22 protein-coding genes are annotated in these 22,207 nt (G+C 54.3%); 10 read left to right on the top strand and 12 right to left on the bottom strand.

Annotated features, from left to right (window positions below):
- Positions 1-41 precede the first annotated feature (41 nt).
- The 6 genes from MKX42_RS28455 to MKX42_RS28480 form a co-directional block, all read right to left on the bottom strand.
- Complete coding sequence (locus tag MKX42_RS28455; protein WP_340756405.1) at positions 42-1,196, bottom strand: winged helix-turn-helix domain-containing protein; 1,155 nt, start codon at positions 1,194-1,196, stop codon at positions 42-44.
- 217 nt (positions 1,197-1,413) lie between these two features.
- Positions 1,414-2,166, bottom strand: a complete 753-nt coding sequence (locus MKX42_RS28460; RefSeq protein WP_340756407.1) for a YjgB family protein — start codon at positions 2,164-2,166, stop codon at positions 1,414-1,416.
- Positions 2,167-2,286: 120 nt separating this feature from the next.
- Entirely contained in the window at positions 2,287-2,880 is a 594-nt protein-coding gene (locus MKX42_RS28465) for an RDD family protein (protein ID WP_340756409.1), read from the bottom strand.
- The gene (locus tag MKX42_RS28470; protein ID WP_340756411.1) at positions 2,871-3,176 is read right to left on the bottom strand and encodes a hypothetical protein; all 306 of its coding nucleotides are present in this window, start codon (positions 3,174-3,176) and stop codon (positions 2,871-2,873) included. The genes MKX42_RS28465 and MKX42_RS28470 overlap by 10 nt, the downstream gene beginning before the upstream one ends.
- 22 nt (positions 3,177-3,198) lie before the next feature.
- Positions 3,199-3,612, bottom strand: coding sequence for a hypothetical protein (locus MKX42_RS28475; RefSeq protein ID WP_340756412.1), 414 nt, complete (start codon positions 3,610-3,612; stop codon positions 3,199-3,201).
- 170 nt (positions 3,613-3,782) lie between these two features.
- Positions 3,783-4,688: a L,D-transpeptidase family protein gene (locus tag MKX42_RS28480; RefSeq protein ID WP_340756413.1), complete on the bottom strand. Its 906-nt coding sequence runs from the start codon at positions 4,686-4,688 to the stop codon at positions 3,783-3,785.
- Between the two features lie 256 nt (positions 4,689-4,944).
- Between MKX42_RS28480 and MKX42_RS28485 the strand changes: the two genes are divergently transcribed.
- Positions 4,945-5,502 (top strand): hypothetical protein, encoded by a 558-nt coding sequence (locus MKX42_RS28485; RefSeq protein WP_340756414.1) that lies wholly within the window; start codon positions 4,945-4,947, stop codon positions 5,500-5,502.
- A gap of 121 nt (positions 5,503-5,623) precedes the next feature.
- Here MKX42_RS28485 and MKX42_RS28490 read toward each other — a convergent pair whose 3' ends face one another.
- Positions 5,624-6,607: a sugar kinase gene (locus MKX42_RS28490; protein ID WP_340756415.1), complete on the bottom strand. Its 984-nt coding sequence runs from the start codon at positions 6,605-6,607 to the stop codon at positions 5,624-5,626.
- A complete protein-coding gene (locus MKX42_RS28495) occupies positions 6,604-7,659 on the bottom strand; it encodes an SPFH domain-containing protein (protein ID WP_340756417.1) in 1,056 nt (351 codons plus the stop codon). The genes MKX42_RS28490 and MKX42_RS28495 overlap by 4 nt, the downstream gene beginning before the upstream one ends.
- Positions 7,660-7,943: 284 nt before the next feature.
- Between MKX42_RS28495 and MKX42_RS28500 the strand changes: the two genes are divergently transcribed.
- Positions 7,944-8,936 carry an ABC transporter substrate-binding protein gene (locus MKX42_RS28500; protein ID WP_340756419.1) on the top strand — a complete coding sequence of 331 codons (993 nt, stop codon included), beginning with the start codon at positions 7,944-7,946 and terminating at the stop codon, positions 8,934-8,936.
- A gap of 234 nt (positions 8,937-9,170) precedes the next feature.
- The gene (locus MKX42_RS28505; protein ID WP_340756421.1) at positions 9,171-10,766 is read left to right on the top strand and encodes a helix-turn-helix domain-containing protein; all 1,596 of its coding nucleotides are present in this window, start codon (positions 9,171-9,173) and stop codon (positions 10,764-10,766) included.
- Positions 10,767-10,874: 108 nt separating this feature from the next.
- Here MKX42_RS28505 and MKX42_RS28510 read toward each other — a convergent pair whose 3' ends face one another.
- Positions 10,875-11,567, bottom strand: coding sequence for a copper homeostasis protein CutC (locus MKX42_RS28510; RefSeq protein WP_340756423.1), 693 nt, complete (start codon positions 11,565-11,567; stop codon positions 10,875-10,877).
- 213 nt (positions 11,568-11,780) lie between these two features.
- On the opposite strand from MKX42_RS28510, the gene MKX42_RS28515 reads away from it, so the two are divergent.
- Together MKX42_RS28515 and MKX42_RS28520 are read left to right on the top strand one after the other, a co-directional pair.
- The gene (locus MKX42_RS28515) at positions 11,781-12,452 is read left to right on the top strand and encodes a sensor domain-containing protein (RefSeq protein ID WP_340756425.1); all 672 of its coding nucleotides are present in this window, start codon (positions 11,781-11,783) and stop codon (positions 12,450-12,452) included.
- 111 nt (positions 12,453-12,563) lie between these two features.
- Entirely contained in the window at positions 12,564-13,166 is a 603-nt protein-coding gene (locus tag MKX42_RS28520) for a hypothetical protein (RefSeq protein WP_340756427.1), read from the top strand.
- A gap of 22 nt (positions 13,167-13,188) precedes the next feature.
- Here MKX42_RS28520 and MKX42_RS28525 read toward each other — a convergent pair whose 3' ends face one another.
- On the bottom strand, positions 13,189-13,686 hold the full coding sequence (locus MKX42_RS28525; protein WP_340756429.1) for an NAD(+) diphosphatase: 498 nt from the start codon (positions 13,684-13,686) through the stop codon (positions 13,189-13,191).
- A 236-nt stretch (positions 13,687-13,922) separates the two neighbouring features.
- Here MKX42_RS28525 and MKX42_RS28530 point away from each other — a divergent pair, with 236 nt between their 5' ends.
- The gene (locus MKX42_RS28530) at positions 13,923-14,657 is read left to right on the top strand and encodes a glycerophosphodiester phosphodiesterase (protein WP_339254033.1); all 735 of its coding nucleotides are present in this window, start codon (positions 13,923-13,925) and stop codon (positions 14,655-14,657) included.
- 380 nt (positions 14,658-15,037) lie between these two features.
- On the opposite strand, the gene MKX42_RS28535 is transcribed toward MKX42_RS28530, so the two are convergent.
- Both MKX42_RS28535 and MKX42_RS28540 read right to left on the bottom strand, forming a co-directional pair.
- Complete coding sequence (locus tag MKX42_RS28535; protein ID WP_340756431.1) at positions 15,038-15,889, bottom strand: GGDEF domain-containing protein; 852 nt, start codon at positions 15,887-15,889, stop codon at positions 15,038-15,040.
- A 202-nt stretch (positions 15,890-16,091) separates the two neighbouring features.
- The gene (locus tag MKX42_RS28540) at positions 16,092-16,670 is read right to left on the bottom strand and encodes a histidine phosphatase family protein (protein ID WP_340756433.1); all 579 of its coding nucleotides are present in this window, start codon (positions 16,668-16,670) and stop codon (positions 16,092-16,094) included.
- 197 nt (positions 16,671-16,867) lie between these two features.
- Here MKX42_RS28540 and MKX42_RS28545 point away from each other — a divergent pair, with 197 nt between their 5' ends.
- From MKX42_RS28545 to MKX42_RS28560, 4 genes are all read left to right on the top strand, one after another.
- Positions 16,868-18,034 carry a phosphodiester glycosidase family protein gene (locus MKX42_RS28545; protein WP_445669348.1) on the top strand — a complete coding sequence of 389 codons (1,167 nt, stop codon included), beginning with the start codon at positions 16,868-16,870 and terminating at the stop codon, positions 18,032-18,034.
- 214 nt (positions 18,035-18,248) lie between these two features.
- Positions 18,249-19,868 carry a spore germination protein gene (locus MKX42_RS28550; protein ID WP_340756435.1) on the top strand — a complete coding sequence of 540 codons (1,620 nt, stop codon included), beginning with the start codon at positions 18,249-18,251 and terminating at the stop codon, positions 19,866-19,868.
- Complete coding sequence (locus MKX42_RS28555) at positions 19,865-20,968, top strand: GerAB/ArcD/ProY family transporter (RefSeq protein WP_340756437.1); 1,104 nt, start codon at positions 19,865-19,867, stop codon at positions 20,966-20,968. Before MKX42_RS28550 ends, MKX42_RS28555 begins: the two co-directional genes overlap by 4 nt.
- Complete coding sequence (locus MKX42_RS28560) at positions 20,965-22,200, top strand: Ger(x)C family spore germination protein (RefSeq protein WP_340756439.1); 1,236 nt, start codon at positions 20,965-20,967, stop codon at positions 22,198-22,200. Before MKX42_RS28555 ends, MKX42_RS28560 begins: the two co-directional genes overlap by 4 nt.
- Positions 22,201-22,207 lie beyond the last annotated feature (7 nt).

The following is a 22,207-nucleotide window of genomic DNA, read 5'->3' on the forward strand; positions in this document are numbered from 1 at the left end:
CATCTATGATTCTAAAGTAACGGAGAATTGTCAGAGAATTATCATGGGGTCTCCAGCAGCGGCAACAGGATGTGTTCCAGGGTGTGTTCCAGTCTGGCCAGGCCACAGGCTTCAAGCTCGGCTGCAAACAGGCTATTATACTTTCGGTCCGAGGCACTTCCGGTCAGGAACATCCGGCAAAAATGATGAATCTTGTACAACGCATAGAAGCGCAGTGGCACGAATCCCGACATATCCAGCACCTGTAATCCCTCATGGAGCAGCCGCTCCCCCTCTATCCACTGTTCACGCCGCAGCTTCCAGAGTCCCTTCACTACCTTGTAATTGCCAATCTCACGCAAAAAAGGCTTGTCCTGCAAAATCCCGCTGACGGCTTCATCCATCCGTTCCAGCTCTTCATCTCCAGCTCCCGCTGCGAGATGGATGAACAGCTCGGTAATTACCGTGACCGGGATGAAATTCTCGAAGCCGGGTCCGGCAATGACCTGGTAGGAACGCTTCAGGTGTTCCAGCGCTTTTTCCGGCTGACCTGCAAGGGTGTACATGTCCAGCATCGTGAGAATCTCCAGCTCGGTTTGTTCTGGCGGGTTCAGCAGATTCCGGGCAATCAGGCGCTCGGCGTACGCCACCTTCTCCCTGGGATCACCAATGAAGAAGTAGAACAAATTGAGGTAAAAGAGCCGGTCCTTCAACGGAATCTCATCCGTATGGATCAGCCACTCCAAATCTCCCTGCACAAAATGAACAACCATAGAATAATGCGCGTCCAGCTCATAGCCAAGGATGTCCTGCTGGCGGGCAAGGGTGAGCATGGAGTTCCCCTGACCGTAGACATGGAACTTCATGAACACCTCACGCATCGTATCCCGCAACTCCGGGTCATTCGTTGCCGGATTCAACGCCACGCCCTCCAAGCTGCCCGGGATCGACAGGCTATAGCCGAAGCCACGAATCGTCTTAATGTCGATCCCGCCCAGTAGCCGCAGCTTCTTGCGCAGCCGGTAGATATGATCGTCAACGGTCCGCTCCACCGGATACTCCATCGGCCAGACTTTATCCAGCAACTGCTCCCGGCTGAAGGTCCGCCCCCGGTTACGGTACAGAAACTGCAGCAGCGCGAACTCCTTGGGCAGCAGCTCTACCGTTAATCCTCCGGCGGATACCTTATATTCACTTCCGTTCAACTCCAGATGCATGGCGGTGCCTCTTTTCTTCTTCTGCTGCTAATAAATCCACAAGTCGATTATATCAGCTTGAACTTGCTTACACGATAGCAGGCGGAGGATGTAAGAACTTATGCAGCCCGTCCACCTTCGCTCCGACATATTGTGTTCGGTTTTTCGCATACACAAAAAGCCCCCATACAGTTGCCGCTGTAAGAGGACTCAACCCGAATCAACGATTAACCCAATTCTAGCCTGCCATATTATTAATGGAGTCCTGCTCCGAGAACACCGAGATATGATCTACCGTTCCTGTTGATTCCGGGATGATGAATTTGAGCTGATACTGTTTGTTAGCCTGATAAATATAGATGTTATGCTCGCCATTCACGGTGGTAGCATCCGGCTTGCCGAGTACTTCTTCAATCTGCTCCAGTGTCAGGTTACGCAGGTCCGAGGCGCTGGAGCGCACATCGAAAATCTTGCTGCCCTTATTGAAGCCGATTACCACCTGTTTACCCGAATATGTGGAATAGATCCCTTTGCCTGCCGATTCCTTGAGGTCCGGCTCTCCCCACGCGGCTTCCACTTCATCAATAAGTCCGGTGTGTGCAGCATATTCGACGCCGGGCACCTTGCCCTGCTTGGCAAGCTCAAGTAGCTCCTTCAGCTGCTTGCTCCGCTCCTGCGGGCTGGCGGGAGCCACGGCATCTGCTTCAGCCCCTGCAACTTCAGTGACCGCAGACTCTGCTGAGGCTCCGGCGGCGGCTTCAGGGTCTGCAGTTACAGGCTCTGCGCCCGCAGCAGCGCCATCAACTGAGCCGGGTTCGCGTACCTGCGCACCTCCTGTTGCCGATGAAGCGCTATCCCCTGGCTGCACAGTTGCTGTAGCAGCAGCCGTATTGTTTGATGGTGTATCCGTTTTGCCGGAATTACAGGCTGTAAGGCTGAGCATCGCCCCAACGATAAGAATACCTGTGATTGTTCTAATAGATGTAGTCATGCTGCCATCTCCTTCGTTATGGGAAACATCCTCTTTTGTCTAAACTGCACCCTATGACGCAGGGGCTGTAACAAAGGTTGCAGGCGCAGACCTCCTGATCCAGGTATTATATGCATTGCCTTATGCTATGAATTTCCCTGTCTGATCACGCTCCAGCGCCGTTTTGTTCACCACATAAGTTCGGGCCATCAGATCATGCAGCGCCCGCTTGCGCGGGGTAAACGCGATGAATAGGCAATCCACGACCACTACCCAGCCCAAAAAAACATTTATATCGGCCGCAAGCGGACTCCAGTTCACGAGACTGCTTGGTATAGCGGATAAAGCTTCGGTATTCAGACTAACGATCACTGCCAGGAAGCTGTTAACAATAATAAAACTATCCCTGATCAAAGCCTGCCGGAGCACCGGGTATCTTCCATTCTCATCAACGATTCTTGCCCCCAGAAGCAGCCTGCCCGGCGTCCCGCCGTATCGGACAACCATAAATATATTGAACACCATAAGCAGTGCAAACTGTATAAAAAGCGGAAAAGCTGACCCTGCCGACTCCGCCGCCGACACTGAAATCCGGGTCAGTGTATAGGTAGGAAGGATAAGAATAAGTGAGTCAATGATATTAATCAGCACTCTTTTCCAAAAGCCTACAAATTCGTATACATTAAGCTGCTCCTCGATCCACGGCTCCATAAGTAATCCATCGTTCATGCCCATGTCCATAACCCCGGCAGCACAATCAGAAACAACGCAACGACAATGAGACTCCGGGTCAAACCCGGGTTAAGCTTGCGGTTCTTCTCTGATTGATACCAGCCTTTGAACTGCCAATAGTTGCGGTACACCACAAAGAACACCAGCAGATTACCTGGTAAGGCAGTGTACAGGAAGCCTTCCCTTCCATATGCCATTTTGAATATCCACTGCTCCACGCCTCCTAGCACAAACAGCGTAAGAATGAGCAGAATCACCAGACGCAGCATCTCTACAATAAAAGTTGCCAATTTGCCCATGATGTCCTCCTGTATAATCGAATTAATCACTCGTTTCCCGCACACTCTTCCCCTGCACATACCTGCCCACATGCTGCAAAATCTCAAGATTCTCCTGCACGATGATCCGCTTAGCCTGATACTGTTCGGTTAATGCCATGATCGCAGGAATACCCTCCCTCCTGAAGCCGCGGTTCCATTCCAGCAGCATCACCCGGAGATACTTGAACGACTGCTTATAATTCCCTTGCTCCAGCCCCAGCCTGGTCTTCATGAACCTGCTGATGACCCGGGCATCCTGTACATAAGCCTTAGGCTGAATCAGAAAAATCAGATCGGCTTGCCGGAAGCTTTCGGTTCCCCATTGGTAATGTACGCCCTCTATGATCCACGACTCGGCATCCATAGCTTCCGCGAGCTTGGCATCCCGTACCTCCGGGGAGTTCTGGCAGATCAAAAATATAACAAATCTCTCTCATATTACTATTCTCAATGTATCCTGTCACTCTACTCCACCTGGTTAAACACTGAAGCCAGCCCATCAATAATCGATCGGCTGGCTTCTGGAGCCGCAGTATACGGCGGCATGTTGGTTGGATAATCTGGCCTTGTGCAGCCACTACTACTTTACAGCTTCACTGCTCCCTCTTTAGCATTCCAGGTGAACGGCAGGCCGAACAACGGCGTTAAGCTGCCCAGCGGAATGTACAGGCGGCCGTCTATACTTTTGGAGGCAAGCATCTCCACCGTTTTGCCGTTCACTTTGGCCTTCGTGCTGAGCGGCTTGTGAACTGCTGTATTCTTGCCTATTGTGATGATGAGCGCTCCGGTTCCCGCCTCCTGCATTAGGCTTCCGCCCAGCAGCTTCACGGATTCACTCAGTGGAATATACACTCGCGAATCCTCCAGCAGGAAGGAACTCTTCACCGGCAGCTTCTCCCCGCCCTTGACAAAAGCTCCCGCAATCATAGTCGACCCCAGCCGGTAGCCGTTCTTCTCGGCAATGCTTGCCATCTCCAGCCCGGAGGTTGTAATGATGACCCGGGTATTCTTCTTAATCTTCGGATACAGCCAGTGAATATCGTCATTGTGCATGCGGATGCATCCGGCGCTAACATATTTACCGATTGAGGATTCATTGTTGTTGCCGTGAATGGCGTAGGTCGTGCCGTAAGTATCATTTACCTCCAGCCCCAGCCAGCGGTCCCCCAGCGGATTGGCCGGATCGCCTCCGGGAATCTTATCCTTGTAATAGGGTCTGTTCTTGATTTTGACTACCATCTTGAAGCTGCCTTCAGGCGTCAGACTCTTCGTCTTGCCGGTAGCGACCGGGAAGATCTTCACCAGCTTACCGTCACTGTAGTACGCCAGTTTGTTCGTTTTTTTGTTCACGATGATCAGATCTGAGGATGATGATGCCGCTGCGGCTGATCCTGTGAAGCATGCGGTCAAAAGCATTACGAATACCAGTGTAAGCGCGATGCTTTTTGGAAAATACGTTTGAAGCCGGCTTGCCTGTTCACGCTGACTCATAGTTGCCCCACCTCCAGGTTATGGATGATTCTGGATTGTCTTTTCTAATAGACGTTCATTTGCCGCAATAGTTGCAGAGCAGCCTGTACCTATTCTTATCAACTCGTCCCGCCCGGAGTGACGCAACGTTTGCAATATTGTAACCGTTCTGGGCGGAAGCGCCTCCCTTGCACACCGAAGCATGAATATTCGCCAGTCCCATCAGAGATAATAAGCCCGCATGACCATAACACCCATCTCAAGGAGGCTAAAAATTTTGAATACCAACTCATCTGCACAGATCCGGGAATGCGAACAAATCATTCAGCAGCTGATGGCACAGACCCAGCAGGGAACGCAGAATTACCAGCAGCTTCTTCAGCAGGAGCAGCAGGATGCCGCCAAGCTCCAGGAGCTCAGCCAGCATAACAGCAAGGCCATTCAGATGATCCAGCAGGCGCTGCAGGGCCATCAGACCGCGATGCAGCAGCTGCAGCAGATCTCGCAGTCGGTCAGATCGATGGAACAGTTCCCGCAGACTTCCGGCTTCAATACCAATACAAGCATTCCAAGCTTCAATTCCGGGAACCAGATGGGACTAATGCATTCTATGGGACAGAACCAGCCAATGGGTCAGAGCCACAATACAGGAATGGGAGGGTATAACTCCTCCTTTAGCCCGTCCTTCACTTCAAACAGCCAGCCGGTGAACTCACTGCATAGCCCGATCAACGCGGGGATCAACCACCAGCCGATGCATACGCCAATGCAGACACCGATGTCCGCAGGCTCCTCCTATAACGCTCCAATGAACCAGGGACGAAGCTTCCAGTAGGAAGAGCGGCGAGCATATCCATTCTTGTATTTCGAAAAAGGGTTCTCTCAGACCGCAGCAGCGGAAGCTGAGAGAACCCTTTTGGCGTAACCGGCGTTGACGGTCCGAGCTTCGTGTTCGTCTAGACTACCAGCCTGCCGGTCTTCTCCGCCAATCCAACCGTCGCTTCCACCCCGGAGTTGAACTCCAGATAATCGCTCTCTACGCCATCGCTGAAGATCACACCGTCCTCCGGCATCTGCGAAGTGATGCGCAGCGGCAGACTGCTGCTGATTCTCCCAAATACCAGCTCTGCTGAGGTCGTCCGGCTTGGAAAAGGCTCCCGCACGGTGAAATACAGCTCAGGATGGTTCCAGGCCAGCCCGCTGCCTGCACTGACTGCGGCAACTTCCGCAGACACCCGGGCTGTCTGTTCAGCCTCTGCATGCTGCATTTGTGCGGCACGGCTGACGATGCCTGCGGCTCCGGCAAGCACACTCTTGAGCCAGCCCGTGGAGCCCAGGCCGGTCGAGACAATGATGCCGCTGGAGGACTGCTGCTCCAGCTGCCCGTTCAGCTCCAGCTGATACCGGGCTGAGACATGGGTCCGGCGGCCGATGAACAGATCGTTCACCCCGTACAGACTCTGCCCGTCATTCAGCTCCACCTTGGCAAGGGTGACCTCACGGACCTGGCGCTGGGCGCGCAGCACCTCACTCACCACTTGCCGGACTTCCTTGACTCTGAAGGGCAACAGCACGCCATCCCAGCGCAGCGGATCAGGATTCACCCCGATCAGCGGCTGCTCGTGAAGGTATTTCAGCGTGTTAGCGACCAGACCGTCCTGGCCCAGGACCACTACGGTATCCTCGGCCCCGAAGATGAAATTCGGCACATGCTGGCGCTCCAGCACTTGGAGACGGCCGATGGCGCTGAGCTCGGTCACTGCGGTCTCCACCGCTTTGCGGTATTGGAAATCCTCGCTTAAGTAGTCGCTGAAATCGGCTCCCAGCCGTTCAATATAGAACTGGGCCTGCTGGATCGTATTGTAGCGGACCACCAGCTCCTCCAGGCGTGTCTTGCGTTTGATCAGTATGATTTTGTTCTCCGATCCCCGGCTGCTCATCGGCCGTTACCTCCTCTTTCTGCTCCGGCGCCGCCTCCTGCCGAACCAGCCATAATTCCTTGCAGCAGATCCGGCGTAATGTTAAGCTGGCCGATCTTCCCGGCATTCTCCGCCAGCTCCTGGAAGGCGATGGCAATCAGCTTATCCGGGTTCATGCCGACATTCGTCAGCGCCTGCAGGACGTTAGGCGATACATTTTGCAGCGAATTCATTATCGCCGTCAGCTCATAAGCCTTGGCATCCGCTTCGGCTCTCTTATTCGTTATAGCCAGCTCAATCAGCGCCTGCTTCTTCTCCTCCAGCTCCGTATCAAAAATCAGCTGCTCTTCCTTCATCTCATTCTGCTTCTGCTTCGCTGAACGGTCAGAGTCAAGCAGCGCCTCACGCATCTGCCTTTTCTTCGTCTGAACGGCGATCTCCGTATTCAGCTCATTCTCCTTCACCCGCCGCTCCTGCTCAATCGAAGCGTTGCGCCGCTCATATAGCGCGTTATCCGCGCTGCGGAGCATCTCCTCCCTGGCCTGCGCTTCCAAGGCCCGCAGCGTCTCCTTATTCGGTACAATCGCCAGAATGGACAAGCCCATCAGCTCAATGCCCAGCTTCTCAATCTCCGCACTCTGGCCGATTTCATGGGTAATCATCTTGGCAAGACGTTCACTCGACTGGATGGCCTCCTTCAGCGGGAGCTGCCCGAGCTGCTTCTTGGTCAGGACCTTGGCGATATTAATTACCCGCTGGGCCAGCTTGTGCGGATCGTCGGAGAGATAGGTGTTCTTTTTGAGATTATAGGTGTAGTTGAGGATCTGGGTGGTCTTGCGGTAATCGACAATCCGGTAAGTCAGTTGTCCCTGGACGGTTACCGTCTGATAATCCGCCGTAATTTCCTCGAACATGAATGGTACATCTATCGAAGAGACAGGCACCACAACCACCGAAGTCGTCGGCGCATAATAATGAAAAGAAAGCCCGACCCCTTCACGCACTACCTTGCCATTCTTCACCTTAAGCACATAATCACTGGGCTGAAATTTCACGAACCGGAATCCAAACATGGCCATTACCTCCTAGGGGTTGTATTCTGAGTCATCTGTTAAGCAGAGGGGAAACTCAGTTATTAATCAATTGTTATTATTATTTTGTTATTAACAACATCATAGCAGACCTTGTTGATATTATCAATATGTTATTAACAAAATAGACAAAAAAAATTTGTACAAAATCAATTCCTGCATTGCGTTTTGTCTATTGAGTAACGGCGGGCTATAATTTATGATGGCTCAAGCGAGAATGATTATCATTATTGGTAATTACACTATCTTTGGGAGGCATACATATCATGAACAAGGCAAGATCATCCTTAGCCATCCTGTGCATCATCTTCCTGATGAGCACCTTATTGCTCGCCTGCAGCAGCAATAAGGAGCAGAACAGCCAGGCACCGGCAACTACCGCCGCTCCTGCTGCTGAAGCTTCGGCCACAGCTGCGGCTGTAGCTGCAACCCGATCATACACGGATTACAAAGGCCATACGGCAGAGATTCCTGTAAAGCCTCAGCGGATTATCTATTCCGGGGAAACTTACGGCGATCTGATAGCCCTCGGTGTACAAGCCATCGGCTATCCGCTCTCCATGGGCGAGGGTCAGGTATTCGAGGACAAGCTGGGCGGCGTGGAGGATGTCGGGTTCCCGATCAATCTGGAGAAAACGGTGGAGCTTCAGCCCGATCTGATCATCTATGCCGGCATTGAGGAAGCAGATTACGAGGCTCTGTCCAAAATTGCTCCAACGATTATCTTCAATACCTTCGCCCCGCTGAAGGAGCGGATGCTGGAACTCGGGGATCTCTTGGGCAAAAAGTCTGAAGCTGAGGCTTGGCTGGCTCAGTATGCGCTGAAGGAACAGGCGATGTGGGCGCAGCTTAAGGCTTCGGGCATGAAGGACGGCGAGACCGCTTCGGTCTTCACTTATTATCCGGGGGACCGGCTGTTCGTAATGGCAACGACGGGCCTCTCGCAGGTACTGTACGGAGAGCAAGGCTTCAAGCCTACCCCGACCATTCAACAAGTGCTGGATGAAGGGATGGGCTTCCAGGAAATCTCAATGGAGGTACTCCGGGAATATGCCGGGGACCGGATCTTTCTCTTGACTCCGATAGCGGAAGAAGCTAAGCAATCCACTGACAAGCTGCTGGAAAGCGCGGTGTGGAATAGCCTTCCAGCCGTCAAAAACGGCTTCGTTTACACGCAGGACATCATGAAGACCTCCAGTGATGCTTCCACAAGAGAATGGCTGCTAGGCGAGATTCCTGCCATGCTGGGCAAGCAATAATTCCGGGGCAGACACACTGAAAAGCAGCTTATCAACGCCTGTTGATAAGCTGCTTTATTTTATATACAATAGTATTAATTGATAATCATTCTCAATATAAAAGCAAATTCTGATCTGCCCTGAAAGGAGAACCGAGCCTTGCGCCAGCCTGCCCCTCCCCCTGACCACCTGTCTGCACTCCCGTCTGCCCCTCTCCGTTCCCTGCTGTTTCAATTAAGGAGCATTGAGCTGATAATGCAGAGCGCTGACACTATATCGGCAGTGCAGACTGCGGAGCAGCATACGCTCCTGCTGTTTACGGGCGGGCGCGGTGAACTCGGTATCACTGAGCAGACTTCACTCTCTGTGCATGCGGACAAGTGCTGTCTGCTGCCTCCCGGAACCTCGTACAGCCTGGATAACCGGGAGCTGACGCTTTATTATTATGTGCTGACTTTTGCCGCTTTCACTACAGGGGATTCCCCTGCGTTCTGCCTGGATGAACTGCTCCCGGGGCAAAAAGAGCTGATTGTCCACCCCTTCACCAGAGTGATCCGGCTGGCGGAAGAGCTGCTTGCGCACCATGACGGCAGCGATGAGCTACAGCATTTCAGACAACAAATCCGCTTCCAGGAGCTGCTTCTCCTGCTGCTTGAACAGAACTACTCCACCCGCCAGCTGCCAAGTCCGGCGCAATCGGTGGAGAGCACGGTACACTTTATGCAGCAGCATTATAAGGAGAGCATCACGGTGAAGCAGCTCGCGGAGCTGGCCGGAGTCTCCCCCTGGCAATATACTCCGATCTTCCAGAAACTGACCGGACAGCGCCCGCTCGATTATCTGACCGATGTGCGCATTGGGCACTCGAAGACTTATCTGCTTGAAGCCGCCGAGCCGCTGCGCGAGATTGCCCGGCAGGTCGGCTTCTCCGACGAATACTACTTCAGCCGCCGCTTCCGGCAGAAGACGGGAGTGACTCCCGGGCAATATGCCCGGTCGCAGCAGCGCCGGATTACCGTCACGGACTGGACCGGACATTCGGTGGACATCCCGGAGCGTCCGAAGCGCGTTGTCTACCACGGGGAGACCCTGGGCGATGTGCTGGCCCTGGGGGTAAAGCCGGTCGGCGGCGGCGAAGCGTTCGCCCGGGGCAGCGTCTATAGCCACCGGGTCAAAGGTTTAGCCAACGTCGGATTTCCGCTGGACCCCCAGCTGGCCCGGTCCGTCCGGCCTGACCTGATTATCCTCGCAAGCCCGGATGAACAGGTCTACCGGGAGGTATCCGGCATTGCGCCGTCCCTCACCTTCGACTCCTTCGCACCGCTGGAGCAGCGGCTGCGGATTCTTGGAGAGTGGCTCGGGAAGCAGCGCGAAGCTGAGGTCTGGCTGCAAGCCTACCATGCGAAGAACGCCGCCATGTGGCAGCGTCTCTACGCCGGAGGGCTGCGGGCGGGTGAGACAGCTTCGGCGCTGTTCTATGACCATGGCAACCATCTATACGCCATGGGCATGACCGGCTTGTCCACGGCCTTATATGCCCCTGGCGGCCTGCAGCCGACAGCGGAGATTAAGGACATTCTGGACAAGGATCTGGGGTTCCGCGAAGTGGACCCGGCGATGCTGCACAGCTACGCCGGGGACCGTGTCTTCATGCTGATTCCAGAGCGGAAGGACTCGCGGGAAGCTATGGAGGAGCTGCTCCAGACGGAGCTCTGGAGCAGTCTGCCTGCCGTACAGCAGGGCCATGCCTATATGCTGGATGAAGCCAAATGGAATTCCGGCGATGCGCTGACCCGGGAGCGGCTGCTCACACTGCTGCACAGACTGCTGGGGGGGCAGAAAGGGGAGTAGCCCGGGCAGCGGTCCGGGTGTCATCCTAACGGATGAATGGGATTACCTGCGCGCCAGCATAATGTAGTTTTTGGCATACATTCAGCGCAATTTGTAATGGCCCGCCTGCTAGGGCTTGAGAAGCGCACGGATGGCTTCAAGCCGCTCCGGGTCAATGGGCTTCAGCGGATCGCCCTCCTCCCTGACCGCCGATCCGAAGTGTACCCGGCGGACTCCGGTCCTTGTAACGAAATCCTTCAGATCTGCGGCGTTCAGACCGCTGCCTGCCAGGATGGAGAGCGAAGAACCGGCAGACAGCCGTTCCAATACGGCGAGCCTTACCATACCGCCGGGTGTATTGGCCGCAGCAGTCCCGCCGGAGGTCAGGATATCGGTAATCTGCGGATACCGCATCAAGACCTCAAGGGCTTCAAGCTGGTCCTGCACCTCGTCGAACGCACGGTGGAAGGTAACCTCCATCCCCCCTGCCCGCTCCAGCAGCCGATTCAGCAGTTCTTCATCTATTGTCCGGTCCTGGCGGAGCATGCCCATAACCAAAGACAGCCCGCCTACCCCGGCTATATGGCGGATATCGCGCAGCATGGTCTCCACATCGGATGCGTCATACACGAAGGAGCGTGCATGCGGCCTGACCATCACTCTCACAGGAATACTGACCTTCTCCCGGACCGCTTCGATCAGTCCCAGACTGGGCGTTAATCCGCCCTCCCGGATACCCGTGACCAGTTCAATCCGGTCAGCACCATAACGCTCCGCTATGACCGCATCATTTACTGTAGTTGCTATAACCTCTAACAGCATAAATTGCTACACTCCCCTTCTTAGTCGTAATCCTTATAAACCGCTCTACCCTTAGTATAAAGATAAACATTGTAAATAGCAGGAAGATTCCTGACTATGTCAGTACTAGACCTGCGACCAGGATTTTTCCCGCCTTTTGGAGAGTGTGTTCTCTGGATGAAGCCTCTATACTGAAGAAGTTGAAATTTGGAAATCCGGAATGGAGCGCCCTGAATGATAAGACAAAGTATACACGCGTGGAAAATGCTGATCCTCTCTCTGCCCAAAGGAATCATCGCCTTCGTAATTGCTGTTACAGGTCTATGTGCAAGCCTGCCCTTGATTATTGTATGGGTGGGGCTGCCGCTGCTGGCCCTGACCTTGGCCTGGTGCCGCAGCATGATGTCCAATGAACACAAGATCGTTGAAGCCTGGTCCAGCGGCAACAGCCGACGTGGAACAGGGCTGCCTGCCGCCGCAGATCATGCTCCCGCCTTCCGCTGGGAGGGGCTGCGGACATTAGGACACCAGCTCCGCGAAAGGGAGTCGTACCGGGGAATCCTGTACAGTCTCCTCCAGCTGCCCGCAGGTATTCTGGGGTTCACACTAGCACTGGTTCTGCCTGCGGTGGCCTTCAGTGCTCTTGTGTCACCTGTGGCCCAGCGAATCAGTTCATCGGTATTCTCCTATGATCTGAATATGCTGGACCCGGAGTTCTTCTTCTTCCTGTCCGGCACAACCTCAGATGAACGCTCGTGGATTCTATGCGGAACCGGATTTGTACTGCTGCTGATTCTGCCGCTGCTGCTTGTGGGTCTTGGACGTCTGTACGCGGCCTGGATCAACGCAGTTTCAGGAACACCTGTGAATTCCACCAGTACCCCGCTTGAAGTCATACATACCTGATCTCTTCCCGCATATCTATTAATAGTTCACTTGCCAAAGCTTACGAAGCGGGTTGTGCCCAAAGTGATTGCAGGAAGGGCAGCCCGCACAACCTTGTGAGGAGGCGGTTCAGTGCTCATGATCCTGGTGTATCTGTTTGCTGTGCTTGGCGTGTCTCTCCTGCTGTTGGCTGCGGTTCTTCAGTACAGACTCTCCCGTCCCAGGGCTGCGGGCCATAGCGGGGCTACCCATGCCCTGTCCGCCTTCAGCCTGAAATTCCCCCAGCGGTTCATAACTCCAGACGAATCCCATCTGATTGCCCTGGACGAAGAAGGCCAGGCGCTCGCCATCGGGCTGCTGCATCCGGGGAAGCCGGAGCCGGCGACAGCCACCCTGTATACGTTCGATGCCATCCTTGGAGCAGAGATTGTCGAGAATGCTCTGACTCTCAGCAAGGTAAGCAAGACCAGCCGGATTACCAACAGTACACCGAGAATACGGGCAGGTGCCGCCGCAAGCTATGAATTCACAGAGCCTGTCCAGGGCGGCAGTCCTGACGAGGAGATCCGCGAGCTGACGCTCAGAATCTATTTTAGCAGCGCAGATACGCCTATGGTATCCATTCCTTTTCTCCCGCCGCGCCTGCCGGCCCGCAAAACAGATCTGCAATATTCCGCAGCCTTCCTGGAGGCGCAGCAGGTACATGAGAAAATCCGCGACATCGTCTCTGCATAAGGGAAGCCTTAGCCTTCAGAATTCAGAATGACCGGACAACCGCTGTAAAATCCTCCAGAGCCCGTCCCTGTCTCAGCTTATCAATAATTGTAAGCAGGAAGCTCTCTGCGAGGCTGCCTGGTAATATGGCGTCCGCAGCTTCATCCAGTGTGAACCAGGCTGCGTGGTCCAGCTCGTCGCTCATGGCACTCAGGTCCTCCGTGTCAGCCACACTGATGTAATTGAGCATTAATGTATTAGACGGGGCGAAATACTGGCTGCGCATATATTCATAAGCAATCACCTCAAGCCCCGCTTCTTCCTTCACTTCACGGATCAGGGCCGCTTCAGCATTCTCTCCCTTATTCACGTACCCGGCGAGCAGAATGTAATCCTTGCGCTTATACTGCTGGATAAGCAGGATTCTATCGAGCCCCCGGTTCATTACGGCTGTACTCATCGCTGTGCTGAACACAGGGAATCTGAAGACGGCGCAGGATACACAGTAGGGTACCTCTCCTTCTCCATTGCATTCCTTCATTACCAGGCGGCTTCCGCATTCCATGCAAAACTTCAAGCTTTATCGCTTCTTTCTGTAGGTAGTATAGTTGTTGTCTATTCTAAGCGATTGCTTCCGAACGTACCACGGTAAAATTCAAGAAACCCGTCCTTTATAGAACAGGGGACAGGGTTTCTTGACGTGATGTGGAATATACTATAAGGGGCCCGGACACTACGGGCTGCATTACATCATAGAGATGGAGGGAACTACTCGACATGAACATCATTAATTTCGCGCATCGCGGCGCATCCGCAGCCGCCCCGGAGAACACAATGGCGGCCTTCCGCAAGGGTCTGGAGCTTGGTGCAACCGGCATTGAGACCGACGTACAAATGACCAGTGACGGAGCAGTAGTAGTGATCCATGATGAGAGTCTTAACCGCACCACTTCAGGCAGCGGTTATGTGAAGGATAAGACGCTTCGTGAGGTGCTGGAGGTGGACGCAGGCTCCTGGTTCAGCCCTGAGTTCGCAGGAGAACGGATTCCGACACTGGACGAGCTTCTGGATCTGCTGCAGGGCCGGGAGACGATTCTAAATATAGAGCTGAAGAACGGGACCTTCCTCTATCCCGGCATGGAAGAGAAGGTCATCGCCGCTGTCCGGGAGCAGGGCATGAGTGAGCGGGTGGTAATCTCCAGCTTCAATCATTATTCCCTGGCCTACTGCAAGTCACTGGCACCGGAGATCCGTACGGGTATTCTCTACGGCGAGGGGCTGTACCGTCCTTGGAATTACGCGGCTACCCTGCAGGCGGATGCACTGCATGCCCATCATTCCTCAGTACTGCCGGAGTTCGTGAATGCTGCTGCGGAGAAAGGCATTGTCTATCATCCGTGGACGGTTAATGATCCCGAGCGGATGCAGGCTCTAATCGATGCTGAGGTGGCTGGGATCATTACCGATCATCCGGATGTTCTGGCCGGACTTTTGGCTGCCAGAGGCGTCTGACATAGGTAACACGGCTGCGCTGTCCATAAGGATGGCGCAGCCGCTATTACAAGGGAAACGGCTTTGCCGTCCTTTTAAAGGACGGTACCGTTTCAGCGGGAAATAGAAGGATAATTTATCGTGTGCAACATATAAATTCTTATATTTTGAACAAAATCACCCTTACGGGTGAATGAGATTACCTGCGTGCCACTTATCCACAACAGAAGAAAATCATAATTTCCTTAACAACAAAAAAGCCCCACAAAGTGGGGCTTAGCTTCGATATTAGACCGGGGAATTTGCCCATCCCGCCACGCACCTTCACACCGGCACAATGTGTTCGGTTTTCGCATACATTCCGCCCGCAGTTCGGGACTAGGGACTGTTGAACGAAATATTTATTGCGCTCTTGAGCTGCTGACCAGCTTCACGGAAGGAATACGGCTCTCCTGCTTGTATACGGCACAACGCCCGCTTCCCAGCTGCTTGGCATTGTACATAGCCGAATCCGCCTCCTGAAGCAGCTGCTTCGGATCGATCCGGCCCTGGCTTATCGTGATCCCGACACTCGCGGACACGAATAATTCATGGCTCTCCAGCTTATAGGTACGGGTGATGCGCTCCAGAACCTTAAGGGCAAGCTGCTCTGCCTCTTTGCGGCTGTAGCGTTTGGCGATAATGACGAATTCATCTCCGCCCACCCGGAAAATATGCCGCTTGCCCTTGCAGGTGAATTGCTGCAGGCTGGTTCCTACGGCCTCCAGTAACAGATCCCCTGTATGATGGCCGAGGGTATCGTTAATCGATTTGAACCGGTTCAGGTCCAGATATAATACCGCAAGCTGCTCGCTGACTTTGCAATGATCCCAGAAATGATCCATTCCGTTCTTATTCAGCAGGCCGGTCAGCGTATCCCGGTATGCCAATTCCTTGAGCTGCTCACGCTCCCCAAGTATCATGCGCAACCGCAGGAACAGATACAGAATACCGGCGAGTGTCAGCATGTACAGGAACAAAGAGATCAACAGGCTTTTGCCATCTGTAGTGAAGCCGGTTAAGGCTCTTCTGCCCAGCAGATGCATGCAACCAAGCCCGGCACTAATTACCAGTACCACAAGGCTCGAGCGGACCGCCCGGGTTCTTTGCGGTTGTCTGGCGAAATCCCTTGTCAGTCTGAGCGTGCTATATACGGTCAGGACTCCTATAAGTATGGATAGAATCGTCAGCATATAATTGCGGGCCTCTTCCACTAGTCTTACGCCCTCCTTCAGCCTATCAATGAATTTACGGTTTTATCGCTTTCAAGCGCTACTGTACAGGAACAGACTGAACAAATTCTGAACAACTCCGGCAAGAGATGCTGTAAATGAATCTCCCTAGCGGATAAGCACTATGCCTATTATCGGCAGGACAGGCGCTTTATTGTAATGAAATACTCTGAAATATCCCGTCCTATCCGTCCATATGCTCCGCGCTGTTGTACAATTCACAGTTCCAGCTGTCATTCTTTTTGACCAGGCAGGTGATAGAGGTGTTCTTCAGCAGCACACTTACATCCAGGGAAGGCACAAGTCCGGCCAGCGTACTCCGCAGAATAGCCCCGTGGCTGACTACCAGTACATTGCTGCCGGGATGGCGCGCAGCAAGCTCTTCAATCGCCCGCACTCCACGCTCACGGGCCAGCTCCTGACTCTCCAGCTTCAGATCCATTGTCTTCCACTGGCTGCCGAAGCGCTCGATCCGCTCGCTCTCTGTGGTTCCTTCAATTAATCCGCCGTTCATCTCCCGGATGTCCGGAAGGAGACCGGCCAGCGGGATACCCAATCTCCCGGCGATGGTCTCCGCCGTCTCTCTGGCCCGCAGCAAATCGCTTGAATAGATATAATCCCACGCTTCACCGCTTAGCCGCTCCGCAAGCACGCCGGCCTGCCGGAAGCCTTCCTCGTCCAAAGGATTATCCGTGTGGCCCTGGACCCTCCCCTCTTGATTCCAGCGTGTGCTGCCGTGCCGGATTAAGCCTATTCTTGTCATGATCGCTACCCCCCTTATATGCAGATATTCTAATGTGATCCCATTATAAACCAACCCGCTGCTGGATGCATGCTCCATTGACGGTTACGGGAGACGATTATATGATGGTAGCTCAAGTGCTTCATTCTGGGGTCTGTTCCAGAATCATCCTAACCTGCAGATTAACCTGCTACAATTCAAAGGAGATTTTGTGTATCATGAAAAAACTGCTCACCCTCTTTACCGCCTTCTGTCTGCTGGCTGTCCTTCTTCCAGCCATGCAATCCGGTGCCGCTGCGGCACCGCAGCCCAAGCTTGCCGTGTATGTGGACAAGGAGAATCACTCCTTCATCCCCCTCCGCTTCCTGAACGGCTTCGCCGGTATCCAGTCTGTGCTCACCGCTTCCGGCGGCCAGATCCAGATGTCACGCGGTGAGAATTCCATTACCTTCACTCCAGGCAAGCCCGGGGCTTCCGTCAACGGCAAGCCCGTTACCGTAAGTGAGCGGCCTTTCAGTGAGAATGGGACCACCTACGTCCCCTTGTCTCTTGTAAGCCAGACACTTGGCATACAGCTCCAGTGGAATAAGGAGGCCGGATCGATTACGCTGACAAGCGGAGCGGATACAGGGACTGCGGAGACAGCCACCCTGCCTGTACAGAACGGCAGCCTGATCAAGAGCGGCTCGCCTGCTGTAATCAGCGGACATCATACCTACAAGGTCGGTAGCCGCTCCTTCAGTGTCCAGACGGTCACGGTCTCCCTGCTGCATCCTTCGGTGAGGCTGGATGCCGTTCTCGCCGGGAATACCGTCGGCAAGACTGAAGCTCTTGCCAGCATCGCCAAGCGCAGCAATGCCATCGCCGCGATCAACGGCACGTTCTTCGCCGCGTATACTAATGATGCCTTCAAGGCTCCATACGGCTACATCATCAGCGGCGGCAAGATGCTGAAGAACAGCTCCGGAGACAAACGGGCTGTCTTCGCTTACGACCGCAATATGCTTGCTGAGCTCATTCCCGGCAGTGAATTCAAGGCACGCTTCGATTCCGGTTCCGTTTTCGGCGCACTCCAGGCAGGACCACGGCTGCTGGTTAACGGGAAGGTCGCGCTGAATGTGGCGGGGGAAGGCTTCCGGGACCCCAAAATCCTGACCGGCGGAGGCTCCCGCAGCGCGCTGGGCATCACCCGCGATCATAAGCTGATTCTATTGACCTCCGGCGGGGCAACGATTCCCCAGCTGGCGGAAATTATGAAGCAGGCCGGAGCCTACCAGGCGATGAACCTTGATGGCGGTGCCTCCAGCGGCCTATATTACAACGGCAAGTACCTGACGACTCCGGGACGCCTGATCAGCAACGCGCTGGTCGTCCAGACTAAATAATGTACCAAGCTTAGAGTTCATATTTTAAGTAGGTTGATGAAACTGCCTTTATGGAATGCTGCGAAGCTGCCATTCCTGAGGGGCGGTTTCTTTTTTTGATTCCAGCTGCTCCTCTACGCACTCAGTTCAATCTGCAATCAGGCAGAATAAGGAATACGCCTATGGGGGATAATACACCAACACATCCAGATTTCAGCAGAAGGGAGCCCCCGAGATGCCTCAAGAGCCGAAGAGCCGTAAGACTACCCAAGATCCTGTAGAAACCTCCGTGCCTGCGCCACTTCTGCTGAAGCTCTCCCTTGAGGATAATCTGCACGAATTGAGCCACCGGATCGGCAGCAGCTCGGATATTGTCACCCGCCATTATAAGAGCGAAGCTGAGCCTCCGCTATCCCTTGCCTTCATCTATATTGACGGTCTGGTCAACGCCGATACCGTCAACCAGGCGGTCCTCCAGTCCTTGATGGAGAACAGTACGCTGAACGGAGATCAGATTACCACAGAAGCTGCCTTTAAGCTGATAAAGGAGCACATTCTGCCAATTGGAGGAGTTAAGGAGGCCCGGACTCTGGAGGTGCTGCTGCCCCTGCTTTTTGACGGCTATACCTTGATACTGTTCGAGGGGCTTGAGGTCGCATTGGCCGCCGACACCTCCGGCTGGGAGAAGAGAAGCATTAATGAGCCAACCTCCCAGGGGGTTATCCGCGGGCCGAAGGAAGGCTTCACCGAGAGCCTGCGCACCGGGACCGCCATGCTGCGCCGCCGCCTGAAAACCGCCGATCTGCGGATTGAGGAATATAACATCGGCCAGCGTACCGGTACAGGAATTGCCCTCGTCTATCTGAAGGGCCTCGCCAGTGAACAGGTGCTGACCGAAATCCGCCGCCGGCTGAACGCCATCAATACCGATGCCATTCTGGAGAGCAATTATATTGAAGAATTCATACAGGACGGCGGCCTGACGCCCTTTCCTACCATCCAGAACACCGAACGCCCCGACGCTATGGCCGGGGGCATTCTGGAAGGCCAGGTCGGGATTATCATTGACGGCACTCCCTTTGCGCTGCTGGCCCCGTCCACTTTCTTCAACTTTTTTCAATCCAGCGAGGATTACTACCAGCGGTATGATATTTCCTCTTTCCTGCGGCTGATCCGCTATGGTGCATTCTTCGTCTCCATGCTGCTGCCTGCACTTTATATTGCTGTTACTACCTTTCACCAGGAGATGCTGCCGACCACGCTGCTGATCAGTCTGGCTGCCCAGCGGGAAGGCGTGCCGCTCCCCGCCTTCGCAGAGGCGCTGCTGATGGAGCTGACCTTCGACGTTCTGCGTGAAGCGGGGGTACGTATGCCGCGGACCATCGGACCGGCTATCTCTATCGTAGGTGCACTGGTACTGGGGCAGGCTGCCGTTCAGGCCGGGCTGGTCTCGGCAGCGATGGTGATTGTGGTTTCTTTTACCGCCATCTCGAACTTCGTGATTCCGTCACTCGCCATCGCCAACTCCATCCGGCTGATCCGCTTCGTGATGATGTTCATCGCCGCCTCGCTCGGCCTGTTCGGCATTATGTCCTTCCTGATGGTGCTGCTGATTCATATGGCGGGCCTGCGCTCCTTCGGTGTGCCTTATCTGTCTCCGGTGGCGCCGATGATCCCGCGTTATCTGAAGGACATCTTCATCCGTGTTCCGCTGTGGAGTATGAATATGCGTCCCAAGACCAATCTGGGCAAGGAGACCCGCAGACAAGTCCCTAACCAGAAGCCACAGCCCGTTGAAAATGAAGCTAATCCATCGCCGTCACAGCCTAGGCCGCAGGGAGAGGGTCCAGCATGAATGGAAAAATCGGCACCACCCAAGCCGCCATGCTTGTCGTCAATACCATCCTGCCGACGGCCACTGTCGTGTTGCCTATCATTATTAGCACCTATGCAGAGCAGGACGCTCCGCTGGCGATTATCATGTCTACTGTGGCAGGACTGCTCATTGCGTGGATCGTCGGGGCGGTGATTCAGAGCAGCAACGGCGCTCCTTTTCTGGAGTGGGTGGGGGAGAACAGCTCCCCTGTGGCCGCAGTGATTCTAGGTCTGCTGATGCTCCAGTTCTACCTGGACACCACTGCAACCATCCTGCGGGAATTCGTCAATTTCCTGAAAGACAACGTTCTGATCAACACCCCGATCACGGTGCTGGTCATACTCATTCTCTTCATCACTATCTATATGGTCAGGCAGGGCCTTGAAGCAATCGCCAGAGTGAACAGCCTGGTTATTCTGCTCTATCTGTTCTTCGTACCGCTGTATCTGTTCGGGTTGTACAATGATTTGAATGTGCATCATCTGCTGCCCATGTTCGATCATAATCTGGCTGAGATCACCCTGGCGAGCCTGACACCGACTGCATGGATGTCTGAAGTGGCGGTGCTGCTGTTCCTGGCTCCTTACCTGCAATATCCGAAGCGGGCCAAGATTATAGGCTGGACAGGCCTGCTGTTCGTGGCCGCACTGATGATGCTCTCCCTAATCACAGCCCTGATGGTCTTCGGCCCTGAATTCATTAAGCTCAGCAGCTACCCCGGCTTCGCTACCATCAGCATCCTCCGGGTCGGCCGGTTCATAGAGAAGCTCGATATTCTCTTCATCTCTTATTGGGTACTGTCGATTTATCTTAAATTTGCAATCTTCCTGTTCGCAACGGTGGAGTGCTTCAAGCAGACGTTCCGGGTCAGCAGCAGCCGGCCCTTCATTGGAGCTCTGGGTCTGATCGTTGCTCTGGAGTGCCTGTTCTCCTGGCAAAGTTCCGCCAAGCTGAATGTCTATAACCAGGAAGGGCGGTTCGTGGTCTTCTTCCTGTTCAACGTTCTGGTGCCGCTGGGCGCAGTCTTGCTGAACAGGATACACAAGGCCCGCTCTAAACGGAAGGGGCTGGAGACATGATGAACAAACCGGGCAATCTGCTGCGCCTTCTGCTCATCCTCCCGCTTCTCTCCCTCCTGCTCTCCGGCTGCTGGGATGACCGGGAGCTTAACGAACTGGGCATTACCTCCGGATCTGCCTATGACTGGGAGAACAATCAATGGAAGGCAACCTATCAGGTCATCAACCCCTCCTCAGGGGCCAGCGGTATGGGCGGCAGCGGAGGGGGCAGCACCAGCTCGCCGCCCTTCCTCACGTTCACCGTCAAGGGCCGGACAATTATGGAGGCTATTGAACGGACGAATCTGACCAGTACGCGGGAGATGTTCTTCTCCCACTCCAGAATTACCGTCATCGGCGAGAGCCTGGCCAGACACGGAATCAATCAGCTGATTGATATGTTCCTGCGCAAGCAGGATGCCCGGGAGACGGTCTTTGTCTTCATCTCCCAGGGTGATGCCGGAATGATTCTGGATCAGCTGATGCAGATGACCAAGAATCAGGGCGCCGGCATCCAGCTTATGATTGAACAGGAATCAAGGCTCTTGTCCTACTATCCGGGAATCCGCCTGTATGAGCTGGCGATGGCGCTGTCCTCCGAGTCCAAAAGCGCGGTGTTGCCGGAGATTCTGCTGACCGGCTCCCAGACGATGGATGAGACCAGTGAGACCGCAGTTACCGACCTGCCCTCGCGGCTGGCGCTGGGAAGGCTGGGCGTCATTAAAGGAGATACGTTCGCGGGCTGGCTCAGCCAGAAGCAGGCGTTCGGGCTTTCTTTTCTAACCGATAATGTTGATTCTGCCACCATCGCCTTCCCCTCCCGGCCGGGGGCAAGCGGCAAGCTGGATGCCTCCTTCGTCCTGCAAAATTCGGCCACCACCGTCCGCCCTGTCTGGGTCAAGGATCATTATGTGATGGAGGTTAACATTAAGGGCAGCGGTGTGCTGACAGAGCTTGGAAGTGTCATGGATCTGAATGACCGCAAGGCGATCAGTGAAATGGAGGAATCGTTGGAGCAGCGGGTGCTGGAGCTAATGAATAACGCCTGGACAGAAGTCAAACGGCTGAAGGCAGACGTCACCGGTTTTGCTGTGAGGATACACCGGAGCGATCCGAAGCGCTGGAAGCAGATTGAGCAGGAGAAAAGCTGGGACAACGTCTTTCAGGAGATTGAGCTCCGCCCGCAGGTCTCCATTGAGATGGAACGGACCGGACTCAGCAACAAGTCGTTCAAGTCTGTCCAGCAGAAGTAAAGGAGCA

Origin of the sequence: Paenibacillus sp. FSL R7-0204 (genome assembly GCF_038002225.1) — a bacterium.
In the GTDB taxonomy this organism is placed as follows: Bacteria; Bacillota; Bacilli; order Paenibacillales; family Paenibacillaceae; genus Paenibacillus_AQ.

Excerpts from the sequence above, each read along its gene's own strand:
- MKX42_RS28455 (WP_340756405.1), bottom strand. The coding sequence starts at position 1,196 with ATGCATCTGGAGTTGAACGGAAGTGAATATAAGGTATCCGCCGGAGGA.
- MKX42_RS28460 (WP_340756407.1), bottom strand. The coding sequence starts at position 2,166 with ATGACTACATCTATTAGAACAATCACAGGTATTCTTATCGTTGGGGCG.
- MKX42_RS28465 (WP_340756409.1), bottom strand. The coding sequence starts at position 2,880 with ATGGGCATGAACGATGGATTACTTATGGAGCCGTGGATCGAGGAGCAG.
- MKX42_RS28470 (WP_340756411.1), bottom strand. The coding sequence starts at position 3,176 with ATGGGCAAATTGGCAACTTTTATTGTAGAGATGCTGCGTCTGGTGATT.
- MKX42_RS28480 (WP_340756413.1), bottom strand. The coding sequence starts at position 4,688 with ATGAGTCAGCGTGAACAGGCAAGCCGGCTTCAAACGTATTTTCCAAAA.
- MKX42_RS28490 (WP_340756415.1), bottom strand. The coding sequence starts at position 6,607 with ATGAGCAGCCGGGGATCGGAGAACAAAATCATACTGATCAAACGCAAG.
- MKX42_RS28495 (WP_340756417.1), bottom strand. The coding sequence starts at position 7,659 with ATGTTTGGATTCCGGTTCGTGAAATTTCAGCCCAGTGATTATGTGCTT.
- MKX42_RS28500 (WP_340756419.1), top strand. The coding sequence starts at position 7,944 with ATGAACAAGGCAAGATCATCCTTAGCCATCCTGTGCATCATCTTCCTG.
- MKX42_RS28505 (WP_340756421.1), top strand. The coding sequence starts at position 9,171 with ATGCAGAGCGCTGACACTATATCGGCAGTGCAGACTGCGGAGCAGCAT.
- MKX42_RS28510 (WP_340756423.1), bottom strand. The coding sequence starts at position 11,567 with ATGCTGTTAGAGGTTATAGCAACTACAGTAAATGATGCGGTCATAGCG.
- MKX42_RS28515 (WP_340756425.1), top strand. The coding sequence starts at position 11,781 with ATGATAAGACAAAGTATACACGCGTGGAAAATGCTGATCCTCTCTCTG.
- MKX42_RS28525 (WP_340756429.1), bottom strand. The coding sequence starts at position 13,686 with ATGAAGGAATGCAATGGAGAAGGAGAGGTACCCTACTGTGTATCCTGC.
- MKX42_RS28530 (WP_339254033.1), top strand. The coding sequence starts at position 13,923 with ATGAACATCATTAATTTCGCGCATCGCGGCGCATCCGCAGCCGCCCCG.
- MKX42_RS28540 (WP_340756433.1), bottom strand. The coding sequence starts at position 16,670 with ATGACAAGAATAGGCTTAATCCGGCACGGCAGCACACGCTGGAATCAA.
- MKX42_RS28545 (WP_445669348.1), top strand. The coding sequence starts at position 16,868 with ATGAAAAAACTGCTCACCCTCTTTACCGCCTTCTGTCTGCTGGCTGTC.
- MKX42_RS28550 (WP_340756435.1), top strand. The coding sequence starts at position 18,249 with ATGCCTCAAGAGCCGAAGAGCCGTAAGACTACCCAAGATCCTGTAGAA.
- MKX42_RS28555 (WP_340756437.1), top strand. The coding sequence starts at position 19,865 with ATGAATGGAAAAATCGGCACCACCCAAGCCGCCATGCTTGTCGTCAAT.
- MKX42_RS28560 (WP_340756439.1), top strand. The coding sequence starts at position 20,965 with ATGATGAACAAACCGGGCAATCTGCTGCGCCTTCTGCTCATCCTCCCG.